This window comes from Borrelia anserina Es (assembly GCF_001936255.1).
Lineage (GTDB): Bacteria > Spirochaetota > Spirochaetia > Borreliales > Borreliaceae > Borrelia > Borrelia anserina.
The window spans coordinates 1-11,779 of the sequence record NZ_CP014605.1; the positions used below are offsets into that span (position 1 = coordinate 1).

Annotated in this window: 12 protein-coding genes; 5 read left to right on the plus strand and 7 right to left on the minus strand. The window is 26.9% G+C overall.

Going from position 1 to position 11,779, the window contains the following annotated elements; genetic code table 11:
* Positions 1-250 precede the first annotated feature (250 nt).
* From N187_RS04805 to N187_RS04835, 7 genes are all read right to left on the minus strand, one after another.
* A complete protein-coding gene (locus N187_RS04805) occupies positions 251-1,288 on the minus strand; it encodes a hypothetical protein (RefSeq protein ID WP_236844021.1) in 1,038 nt (345 codons plus the stop codon).
* 23 nt (positions 1,289-1,311) lie between these two features.
* Positions 1,312-2,037 (minus strand): hypothetical protein, encoded by a 726-nt coding sequence (locus N187_RS04810; protein WP_025420076.1) that lies wholly within the window; start codon positions 2,035-2,037, stop codon positions 1,312-1,314.
* Entirely contained in the window at positions 2,030-3,259 is a 1,230-nt protein-coding gene (locus N187_RS04815; protein ID WP_025420077.1) for an ABC transporter permease, read from the minus strand. The genes N187_RS04810 and N187_RS04815 overlap by 8 nt, the downstream gene beginning before the upstream one ends.
* Position 3,260: 1 nt before the next feature.
* Entirely contained in the window at positions 3,261-3,947 is a 687-nt protein-coding gene (locus tag N187_RS04820; protein ID WP_041178747.1) for an ABC transporter ATP-binding protein, read from the minus strand.
* A gap of 64 nt (positions 3,948-4,011) precedes the next feature.
* Complete coding sequence (locus N187_RS04825; protein ID WP_025420078.1) at positions 4,012-5,034, minus strand: hypothetical protein; 1,023 nt, start codon at positions 5,032-5,034, stop codon at positions 4,012-4,014.
* Positions 5,035-5,077: 43 nt separating this feature from the next.
* Positions 5,078-5,854 carry a hypothetical protein gene (locus N187_RS04830; RefSeq protein WP_025420079.1) on the minus strand — a complete coding sequence of 259 codons (777 nt, stop codon included), beginning with the start codon at positions 5,852-5,854 and terminating at the stop codon, positions 5,078-5,080.
* A 53-nt stretch (positions 5,855-5,907) separates the two neighbouring features.
* Complete coding sequence (locus N187_RS04835) at positions 5,908-6,717, minus strand: hypothetical protein (protein ID WP_025420080.1); 810 nt, start codon at positions 6,715-6,717, stop codon at positions 5,908-5,910.
* Positions 6,718-7,500: 783 nt separating this feature from the next.
* On the opposite strand from N187_RS04835, the gene N187_RS04840 reads away from it, so the two are divergent.
* From N187_RS04840 to bdr, 5 genes are read left to right on the plus strand one after another with little or no spacing between them, the layout of a single operon-like run.
* A complete protein-coding gene (locus tag N187_RS04840) occupies positions 7,501-8,583 on the plus strand; it encodes a plasmid maintenance protein (RefSeq protein ID WP_041178748.1) in 1,083 nt (360 codons plus the stop codon).
* Positions 8,584-8,624: 41 nt separating this feature from the next.
* Positions 8,625-9,185, plus strand: coding sequence for a DUF226 domain-containing protein (locus N187_RS04845; protein ID WP_025420081.1), 561 nt, complete (start codon positions 8,625-8,627; stop codon positions 9,183-9,185).
* On the plus strand, positions 9,161-9,925 hold the full coding sequence (locus N187_RS04850) for a ParA family protein (RefSeq protein ID WP_025420082.1): 765 nt from the start codon (positions 9,161-9,163) through the stop codon (positions 9,923-9,925). The genes N187_RS04845 and N187_RS04850 overlap by 25 nt, the downstream gene beginning before the upstream one ends.
* Positions 9,903-10,460 carry a chromosome replication/partitioning protein gene (locus tag N187_RS04855; protein ID WP_041178749.1) on the plus strand — a complete coding sequence of 186 codons (558 nt, stop codon included), beginning with the start codon at positions 9,903-9,905 and terminating at the stop codon, positions 10,458-10,460. Before N187_RS04850 ends, N187_RS04855 begins: the two co-directional genes overlap by 23 nt.
* A 9-nt stretch (positions 10,461-10,469) precedes the next feature.
* Positions 10,470-11,033 (plus strand): Bdr family repetitive protein, encoded by a 564-nt coding sequence (gene bdr / locus N187_RS04860; RefSeq protein WP_025420084.1) that lies wholly within the window; start codon positions 10,470-10,472, stop codon positions 11,031-11,033.
* Positions 11,034-11,779: the final 746 nt, after the last annotated feature.

Here is an 11,779-nt window from a genome sequence, read left to right on the forward strand (position 1 = left end):
TTTTTAATATATTAAAAATTGTTTTGTATAATAATCTTCTGAAACAATCTGAAGCAAAAAGCTTTAAATAGAGAATAATAAAGTAACAAAATAGTAAAATATTTGTAGTACCATTTTTCAGTTTCTTTTACAGAAATTAGCAATCTTACTAAGAATAAATAATTCCACTATAACTACCTGTGTGTTGAATTATCAAAATCTATATAATTAAAAAAATAACGATATTGTAAAAGAATGCTTGAAAACAACCTTATAATTCAATTTTTAAATCAATACTCAATATATTATAAAAAGGAATATCTTTAAGATTTATCTTTTTGCCGAATTCTAATATATTTGCCACGCTCAAAGAATATCCTTTAAGAACTAAAAAATCATTTTTAAAATAAAATTGTAAAGAATAAGTATTCAAGCTTGTCCTTAAGGAAACTGTCGTTTGCAATAATTCACGAATCCATGTCAGCTTAACTCCAGTCCCTAAAAAATAATTATTGCTCTTCGAATAACTCTCAAACACCATTGATAAATCGTTAAAAACATCATTCTCAAAGCTAATATAATATCTAACACCAAGCAAAAACCTATTACCATCACCATCAAACTTATAGTTTTTAGACCAAAATAAGTCTTGTCTTAACGTAGAATAAAAAAATACTCCACTATAAATCTCAAATAAAATATCAAAAATTATAGTGATGTCAAAAGCTTTATATTTAACATTAAATGGGAGTTCAACCATTGCAAGCAAATCCACGTCATCAAAAAAAGCCTGAAAATAAAGCCAAGGAGATAGACATTTGGGAGATAAAAATTTATCTAAAGTTTCTTTGTCTAACATAATACCCAAAGAAACAGAATAATTAGAAATAAAATAATAAAATTCAAAAAACCACTCTGGTTCTATTGTAGTCCTTTTTAAAATAATATTTTCCATTAACCCATTTCCCAAATAATAATTTTGCTTGCCTACCTTAAAAATAAATTCATTAAAGCTCAAATTGAAGAATAATTTATTAAAACTAAAATATTGATCATTACTTTGTATAATAAAAGAAGGAGCAACTCCAACTTCCAAAATCTTATAGTTTAATAAAAATCCTAAATAAGCCTCATTAGAAAAGTTCAAAATCCCTGTACCAAAAAAATCTTTCTTATCTTCATCAGGAAATAATAAGGAAAATTTTGTTTTCAGTCCTAAATGTTCCTTAAAATAAAAAGAGAATCCTGAAAACAAAAAACTAGGAAAAGTCAAAAAAAGAATTAAACAAAACTTTTTTAAAAAAACCACTATTAACTATCCTGTATACACTCTTAATTTACATAATTAGAATATACATCAAATATTCTATTAAACCCTTTTAAACTAAAAATAGAATTATTTAGATTCGTACTAATAATATCTTCTACATAAATTTTTGTAATAGCATCCTTAAATGCTTTATCTTCAATTTCAAAATAAACAAAAGCATCGGTTCCTTTAATATTTCCTTTTCTATAGATTACTTCTTTTAAAACTTTTAATTCTTTATCTTTGTGCAAAGTCTTAAAATCGTTTTTATCAATTTTTAATAAATCCACAAATGGATAGATCGATTTTTCTTTTGATTCAAATTCAAGCCTATTATCTCCGGATCTTAATAAAACGAAATCTGCATTAAAATTCAAACCCAAAATATCTTTGAGTTCAGACGCACCCCTAACCTTATAAGACGTGCTTACCTTAATTGGAATCTTAGCTCGTCTTCCTAACATAAAATGCCCTTTATTTCTAACAGATAAAAAAGCAAAATCTGTATTCGCTCCTGACATATAAATTAAACGTGCATCCTTATTGTCAGTACTAATAATTCTCAACCCTACACTTTCTTCTAAGCTATTTTTTAAATTGATTTTAAAATTCATCCTAAAAGCATAAATACCTCTCTCCAATTCAGGGTAATACAGATTTTCAAATTCTTTTATTAAGCTTTTTTCATTCCCAGCATATAATAAATTTAAAATACAAAAATTCAAAATAACTAAAAAAACTTTAAGCATCGTTCATTACCTCTACTACCGATCTCTTACTTGCTTTGATAAATGGTAAAATAGAAGAAAAAATAGCAAGAATAAGCATAAAAATTGAAACATACATTATGTCACTAGCATAATAAAATATGTTAATATAATACGTTTCCAAATACCCTGGAGGAGTGAAGCTAATTTTCTGAAATTGAATAAAAAGCTTAGCAAAGTAAGCCAACACTACTCCTATAATTATATTGATTACAGCAATAATGACAATCTCTAAAAACAAGGAGTAGAAAAGTTCCAATTTGGTTAAGCCAATTGCTCTTAATGTACCAAGTTCTCTAGTACGCTCAATACTTAATGCCGTCATTATTTGAAAAAATGCAATAAATATAAGAAGAGATACCAAGAACAATATAAATATAAATGTTGTCCTAGTCATTCCCAAAACAGATTTAAAGTAAGGATTAATCTCAAACCAATCATTATAATCAAATTTAATACCCTTATCTTTTCTAAAATTATCTAATTTTGTTTTAAAAGCTTCTAAATTAGAACTATCCTTTAAAAATACTTGGATTACATGCGCTCCACCCTCAAATGCAAATAAATCCTTTAAAGTCTTAATAGTAGTAATTGCAAAAATATTATCCGCTGTTGAAAATGGAAACTTTATAATGCCAGAAACTTTAATATTTTGAAAATTCAAACCTTTTCCAAGTAAATTTGTCATTAGTGTCAGATCAGAATTGGTTTCCGTTATTTTCTCTATACCAAATGAAGCAGCCAAATTACTACCAAGTAAAAATCCACCTGCATTAGAATCATGAAAAATAGGTTCACCTTCTAATAAGGATAGACTACTCGTAATTAAATCTGGATCCTCATAGGCAAATGCAAAAACTGGGTTACTTGCTGAAGAATTCCCAAGAAGTCCATCAAAATTAACTATTAAATTAGTAAATTGTAATTCGTCATAAGTAACTATTTCATTTCGTATAAAATTAATATCCTTTTCTCCAAGTAGCAATTCGTTCTTAAGACTGCTAAATTTAGGATCAAAATAATTTTCTTTTGCAATTTGAATATGCCCAGTTGAACTTACGAAGTTCCTTTCCATTCCTTCTCTGCTAAAATTCATATATCCAATAAAAACTAATAAAAATACCACAGAACTTGTTAGAAGTAAAGACAATATGATTGTACGTCTCAAATCTCTAAAAATATTATAAAAAGCCAATTTAAACACATTAATCTCCTACTAAAGAAAGTATTCCATCTTCTATTCTATAAAGTTTATTAGCCAAATTTTTTAAATTATAATCATGAGAAACAAAAATTCCAATAGCATCTTTATCTTTAAGATATTTTTGTATTGAAGTATAAACAAAAATAGCTGTTTCTTTATCCAAATGACTAGTTATTTCATCTCCAATTATTAATCTGGGATTATAAACAAAAGCTCTTGCTATTCCTATCCTTTGCCTTTGTCCTCCAGACATATATCTAGGTTTTTTGTTAACAAACTTTGAAAGTTCAAAAAACTCTATCAATTTTTCCGTTTTAGCTTTTAATTGTTTAGTACTTTGCCTTGAAAATCTTAAAGGCAATGAAATGTTATCAAAACCTGTAAGACTTGGGATAAGTTCAAAATGTTGAAAAATTAACCCTATATTATACCTTCTAAATAAGGTTCTATCCTTTTCACTCATTGAACTTAAAAGAGTTGAATTAAAACGTATTTCCCCTGTATCAAGCGAATCTATTCCAGAAAGCAAATTCATTAAAGTCGTCTTACCACTCCCTGTAGGCCCTGAAATCCACACCATATCCCTTGATTTCAAACTAAGTGAAATATCCTTATTTGCATGAACAACCTCCTGCCCAATTTTGTATTTTTTATTAACTAATCTTAAATCCAGATTAATATTTCCCATAAAATCTCCTACATTTTAAATTTCACTGCACAGTTCTAAAAAGTTATTAAAATTCAAAATGGAATCACTCAAAAATTATCGAACTTAACAAAAACCCAAATAACAATTTTTTATCTTGGTTAATACCAACTTTAAAGACAAAAGGAACATCTTTAAATAATTTATAACCCATTCCAAAACCTACAATATAAAGAAACTTTCCTTTATCTAAATAATACTCCTCTTTCATACCATATCCAATATCTGAAGACAATACTAAAAACAAATCGGAAGCAACATTTTTTAATGCTTCAAGGAAAAACAATCTATACTCTAACCCAAAATTAGAAATAAAATTAAAATAGATACTATCTTGATCTACTTTAGGAATAGTCAAAGCATAAAAATTTAATGCATTATAATCAAATCCAGTTTCAAAGATAGTAAACTTTCTAAAAGCGCCTGCCATTCCAAGATCTGCCTTAAATCCCAATTCCCCAAAAGAAATAGAAACAAGATATTTTAAATTCCAATGTACCCTATAAAATTGCTCATTATTATCTAATAAATATTGATATAAGAAAGACGCCCTAATATCTGCTCTTTGAAATTCCGAATAATAGACTGGAAGTAAAATAGCAATAGTATTTTCCAAGGTTAAAGTATTATAGTATGATCTACCAACACTATCCTCTGTCTCCTTGATTAAATGATTAATCAATCCTGATCTGAATCTACTTTCAAGTCGTAAATAATTAAAATTATAACCAAATTCCAAATTACCAATATGTTCAATATTTTTAGAATTAAAAATAAACGGAATTCTGATTTCATAAAATGCCTTAGAAAAAAATTGCCTAAAATCATAAGCAAGTCCAGAACCAAATAAAAACATTTTGGAATAATCAGTTCCTAATCTAAAAAAAGGTGAAATTTTTGAATCATTCTCTTTGATATTAAAAATCAAATCCAAATTATTTTTAAAATCATTTGGAACATTAAGATAATCAAAATAAAATTCAAAATCCATCCCACGTACGATTAAATCGTCTAATTCATTTGAAAACGCACCAAAGCAAATCAATAACAAAAAAAACAGCTTTTTCATGAAACACCCTTAATCTTCATTAAAATCAAACTTAAGATTATAGCTAGTAAAAAGGATTACCTTTTTTTAATTTTTCAGTTGCAAATATCGCCATATTACCATTTGGGAATATGGCTCTGGCTTTTTCTAAACACTCAGCAGCTTCCAATCTCCTATTAATACGAATTAAAAAAGAACTTTTCACCAACTCTAGCAAATACTTTTGCCTATCATTAAGATTAACTCTTTCTGCCTTATCAATATAACTTTTTGCCAAGAGAACTTTATAAAAATCCCTATTTGATGCTCTAACCGTATAGAAGATAGACAAAGGAATAAAAACTCTGACATTATTACCATCTCTTTTTAAAGCCTCTTCTAAATGCCTCTTACCATTCACAAAATAAGAATACAACCTACTCCCATCATGAGGTATTAGATTTATAGCAAGTTCTCCCAATGCCCTAAAGTAATCTGATGGAATATTCTTTTTGAAAGAAATTTCAAATGCATAATTATAATTACTAATTAATTTTTGAATCAAATCATTATATTTATATGGATCATTAATCAAGTAAGAGACATCACACAAAACCAAAGACATAAGTAAATTTAAGTAATTATATTGAACACTTTCCCTTTTATATTTTATTAAAACATCATTTTCTATTTTTTGAAGTTCGTTTTTAAAAATTTTATCAGGTGCAAAAAAATCAAACTCAAAATTGCCAGAACAATACTTGGTATGGATGCTTTCTATTTTATCTATGTATATTTTGATATCCTTTTCAAAAGAGTACAAACTAATCTTTACTAAAAAAATTAACAATAACTTTAACATACAAAAACCTAGCCACAAACCCTAAATAGGTTACATATTAAATTCTTACTTAACTAATTTTTTATAGGAAAATCCATAAATAAATTTCCAGACTTATTTTGCTCTAAAACCATTTTATGAAAAGTTCCATCAGGAAATATGTCAGCAGCCTTTATTATATACTTAAGGCTTTCTTCTTGATTTCGAAGAAGAAAATAAGCCTGACTTATCCATATGTTTGCGAAATATTTTTCTACATCTGTTTGACTATACTTAAGTCCCAACTGAGCAAATGACAAAGTCTTATTCGGATCGCCTCCCGCAATCCTTGGAGCATATAAATACCAACTCGCGATAGAAGTATTGGCAAATGAGTTCTTACTATTAATTTTCAGGGAAGTCTCAAAATATCCTCTAGCCTCACTTGCAAGCTTACTTAAAGCTGAACCACCCATATACCTCAAGAGCATTAGATTAACATCTCCCAATATTCTATAAACATCGCTTTGAACAGTTTTGTCTAAATCTTTGAACTTTATTGATGTAATAAACTCTAAAAGAGCCTTATGAGTAGATTTTAAAACAGAATAACTTTTAGAAGAGTTCTTTCTTCCTTCTTTATTCTGAAGAAGTCTAGCGATTTGGTAATCAGCCAGATTAATAAAGTACAACTTAACATAAGGATCCATTTCACCCAATGTCTCTTTAAAATTATTAAGCCTATATATATAGGCATCCTCACCATTTTTTGTCGATAATTCTTCAATCTTACCTGAATAATAGCCTTCTAGTATTCTATAAAATTCTCTATTTGAAGAATCAAATGAATATAGATAAACAACATTAATAACTAATAATAAAAAGTAATAATTAATCCCTTTCATAACTCCTCTCCAACAAAATTTTAGCCCAAAAATCAAGACTTAAAAAGATAGAAAAAACAAACTCAACACTATTTTTTACATTCTAGATAAGACTGACCGTACAGAAATTTACATGATATATTAATTCTCTTATCAACTTAGATCGATAAATCCTCTGATATTACCTAACATGTACTGCCTTATCACATGTAATTTATGGCAAACTTACCTTGATAGTCATATCCTTATCTAAATCCAAGGCTTAAACGTCTTTAACCATAAAATTTGAATCCCTCACTGCTAAACACATCTTTTATAAATTCACATTCCGTTAATTCCCTTTGAACTCCTTAAATAATGCATCTCAATATTTGAGATAACAAAAAAATACTTGCAAGCCAAGAATACAATCAAAAAATTAAGATGACACTCAATGAACTACCAAGTATAATTTTAACATTTCATTAAAATAGTGATATTTATATTCATATCCATTAAAGCTTTTATCAACTCTATCAAAGTTCATTCTTAAAGTATGCAAGTTTTTTATAAATTCTATCCTTTCTAATTTTACATAATTTTAATTCTCTATATTACTACTCATACTAATCTCCTGTAAAATTTAATCCTTTAAAACCGAAAACCATTTATGTAAAATACCTATTCGAACATAAAATTTTATAGCAAAAGTTAACATCAAATTAACATATAAAAAAAAATTTTTTATAACAAGGGGTTTACTTTTTCATATCAATTGCTTTATCATTAAGGATGAATAAATCATAAACAAATAGGAGACTAAATATGAGGGACACAAAGACTATCAAACAGCCTACAAGCAAACACCAACATAAGCTTATAACTTTAATATCTACGCTCGCATACATAAACTCTAGATTTAAAAAATATAGCCAAGGTGATATTCTTTTCTACTTCAATGGTAACTTAAAACGAAATGGTCAATCTGAAGTTAAAATCAAGACTTTAAGGAATTATCTATACAAATTAGCAAAACAATTAAAGGTAACTACCAACTATCACAAACACTTAGGTATTAATATGGGTACTGAAGTTTACTATAAGCTTCAATACTCAAAAAAAGAATGCCACAACATAATCAATTATTACTTTCAAGAAATAAAAGAGAAGAGATTCCAAAATCGTGTTAATAAACAAATAGGCATTAATAATAATAAAAAGGACAATGTAGAATTAGAGCAGTCTATTTATAATAAACATAATAAGAAAAGAAGAGAAGAAAACGCTATTGCTAAACTTGAAGACTTTCAAACAAGAAAGTACGCTAAAAGATGTAATTTCAGAACTAACTTTTTCTATTCTATTCTCAAACTTAATCTAAACAAAGACACTAAAATAGACCTACTAAAGCGTCTCAAATTTTCTGAAAGATATCTTAAAGGACAATTCTTTAAAGAAAATAAAGATCATGCCTTTACTAAGAAAACTTTGAAGGAAAAACAAGAAAGACTTTCTTTAGTGCTTGAAGAAGTTAAGGAAAGATTAAAAAATCAGGGATATAACAACGAAGACTTAAAAATTCAAATAAATCTTGCATACGAAAGATATAAAAACAAGCCTCACTTCATACTAGAACAGGACAAGTACAAAGATTTAGAAACTATCATTTGTAAAATAAAAGGTACTCTTATCAAAAGTCCAAGTACAAGAGAGAGTAAACAGGAAATCAAGAACAATGTATTTAGCATACTGCTCGAACAACTGAAAACAACAATAGGAAGCAACATTTTAATACCGATATTAAAGACTTACTTAAATAAGCAAGTAAAATTAGAATACAGTAAGATACTAAGCAACCACTATTATCACGAGTTACGAGATCTAATAAATAAGCAAAAAATTATTTGAGGATTATTGAATTTAATCAAATTGTTAACTAAGGAACTTAAATGGAGAATATATTAGAAAATTTAAAAAAGAAAAAAATAGAAATAATACCTAAAGAAAAAAAGTCAATCTTTGTAAAGATTGAAAATATTAAAGGCAGAACAATATATCACACTAAAATTATGAGTGATTTATATGCATTTGGTGGTAACAAAAATCATAGAAACAGGTTTTTTATTTCATTTAGAGGTCTTTTTAATAGAGAGAAAATAGAATTTTTTTATTTATTTGCCATAAAGGAAAGCGATAAGTTTTTAGGCATTTATTATGGATACAGAAATCCGATAAAGAATGTTTTAACAAGATATAGAGATAATGGAATTACAAAAGCATATATATTTTCGAAGGCATACTATATAGAATTTAGATTTAAGAAAGGAAGTGTATTTTGTTATTTAAGGGGAATTAGTTATCTACTTAGAAAAGACAAGATAGAAACGAAATATTGCAGAACTTTACTCGAGATAATACAGAAATTAGAAATGGAAGTATATGAATTTTACAATGAGAAATTATCATATGGAGGCTTTATAACTAAATGGATAGAAAAAAACCAGAAATAATTACAGTTGCGAGTATCAAAGGTGGTGTTGGCAAAAGTACAAGTGCGATCATATTTGCAACACTTTTATCAAGACAATGTAAAGTGCTTTTAATTGATATTGATACACAAGCGTCAACTACTAGTTACTATCATAATAAATTAATAGATAAAAATATAAATATTGTGGAAACAAATATTTATAAAGCTTTAAACGAAACATTAGATATTAATGATTCTATCGTTAACATAAGCAATAATTTAGATTTTATCCCGAGTTATATTCATTTACATAAATTTGTTAGAGAGGCTATTCCTTTGAAAGAATTGAGACTAAAAGAGTGTCTATTTTTTTTAGAAATAAAATATGACTATATAATATTGGATACCAATCCTAGCTTAGATGCGACTTTAGCAAATGCTATATTACCAAGTAACTATATAATTGTACCTATGACAGCAGAAAAATGGGCAGTTGAAAGTTTAGAATTAATAGAATTTTATATGGAAGAACTAAGAATCAAGATTCCAATTTATATTCTTATAACTAGATTTAAAAACAATAATACTCATAAGCATTTGTTGAAATATGTGCGGTCAAAAGATGGATTTTTAGGTTTCATTCATGAAAGAGAAGATTTAAATAAAAAGATTGCAACAAATGAAAGTTTTGATTTAACTAAAGATTATATCAAAGACTATGAAAGTGCGTTAAATGAACTACTAAAAAGGAATAAAAATGGGAACTATTATATTAAATAATAGAATTTTGGATTCTAAGAAAGATATTAACTCAGCCAAATTGAGGAAAGATTTGGTTCGTTACAGTGAATTAAAGGAAAAACTTAAACAGAACTTTAGAAAGGAAATTTATTATAAAGTAGCAACCATTAGGATTCTAAAAGAGATAAAGGACAATGAATATTACAAGATGGATGGCTATAATAACTTTGATAGTTTTATAAAGAATTATAAACTTGCAAAAACTCAAGTTTATGCATATCTAAGATTGGCAAATGCAATAGAAGAAGGATTATTAGAGGAACAATACATAATTGAGAATGGTATTAATAATTCACTTTCATTAATAAAGAATCAGGAAAGCAAAACGGTAAAGAAATCAAAACAAAACCCAATAAAGCCACTGAGGTTTCAACTTGGAAATAGAGATAGTTATGATTTTTATAAGAAAAATGCTAAATTTACGAGTTTTTTAATGGATAAGATATTTAAAGATAAAAAAGATTTACTTGAAGAAATTATGAAAGAATATAAGGAGTTTGAAGGTAAGGGATAAGGAGAAGGTATGAACAATTTAGCAGCGTATAAAACAGAAGATCTAAGAAACGAATTTATAAGTAAAGGGTTTAGTGAAGAAGCAGTAGACTTTATATTATTACATAATGACAATTCTAATTATGAAATCTTGAGAGAAAAAATGAATTCCATAGAACAACAAATTATTGGTGTAGAAAAGAATTTACAAAAAGACATAAATCATTTAGATAGCGAAATGGACAATGTAGAAAAGAGTCTGCAAAAGGACATAGATAATTTAGATAATAAGATAGACAATATAAAGAATGAGCTTAGTAGTAAGATAGACAGCCTAGAAAAAAGTTTAAATGTTAGAATAGATAGTATAGAGAAGAGCCTACAAAAAGATATAGAAAATAATAATATGATACTGCTAGAAAGGCTTAATGCATTAAATAAGGTGTTAAAAGATGAAATAAAGAACAATAATGCTCTGTTGTTAGAGAAGTTTAAAGCAGGAAGTAGGGTAGTAAATCTTGTGTCATTAATAGGTATCCCAATAGTTACAGCGATTATTTTAGGATTAATAAACAGGTTCTTTTTAAATTGGTAAATACAATAGACAATAGATATAGGAAATAATATTAATATTTGTTGAACACAGGGTTGATATTATTGAAATAATGATGTATCCTATTGTTAGGTATTGTTCCTAACATTTGGAACATCCTATTTGTTTTATGAACAGCCTAGTAGCCATTAGAGCTTAGTTAAGAACTTTAATATTAAAGTTCTTAACTAAGCTCTAATGTTTTTGTATCTTTATTGTATGCATAAGGAAAATAATAAGTACGTTAATAGTAAGTTTTATTTGTGTAAATTATAATGAAGGAGTAAAGAACGATAGACAATAATTTAATTGGCATCCAAGTATTTCGAATAATAAAGAAAGTTAGAATGAAATAAGTAGGGTAGGACTTAAGTTACCAAATGTTAAGTATTGGGTATTTTAGGTTTAATTCAAAATTCGATTTCAGTATTAAAATGAATAATTTAAATATATATTTTAGAGATTGATAGTAGTGAATTGCCTTATATTTTAGTATATCAATTAATTATATTGAAATGGTAATTTCTTAAAAGGAATACTTATCCTTTAAGAAATGTTTTCATTTCCGAATACAGATTTATGTATAGGAGTTGATATAGCAAATCGATTATTCTTAGTATTTCGTAAATCTATCAAATTTGTAGTTAAAGGGAATAGACAAGTGAGTTTATTAATTTCATAAATACTCATAAAAAGAATTGCGTTCATGTCCAGTGTAATATACTAAAAATAATTTAATATATTAAATT